Raw genomic sequence first — 238 nt, 5'->3', positions numbered from 1 at the left:
GGAGCTGATCGTGGTAGTCGCCGGAGGCGATCACCGGATCCGACTGGAGCGCGTTCATCACCGCGGTGGAGACGATGGCGCGGCGGCCGGAGGTGGCGGCCCCGTTCGTGTTCATGGTGCCGCTGATGCTGACGAGCGTGTCGTAGTCCACGGAAGCAGCGGCGCTGGCCACCTGGTTGGAAAGATTCTTCTCGCGGACCTTGGCCAGAAGGGAATCCAGGATCGCCTTGCCCAGCAC

1 protein-coding gene is annotated in these 238 nt (G+C 65.5%); it reads right to left on the bottom strand.

From position 1 onward, the window contains the following. Nucleotides 1–238: hypothetical protein (locus P9273_RS32215; RefSeq protein WP_278052601.1), on the bottom strand; the 238-nt coding region annotated here is incomplete at both ends.

The organism is Mesorhizobium sp. WSM4935 (assembly GCF_029625735.1).
Classification (GTDB): Bacteria; Pseudomonadota; Alphaproteobacteria; order Rhizobiales; family Rhizobiaceae; genus Mesorhizobium.
This window is presented reverse-complemented; position numbering and strand designations above follow the sequence as displayed.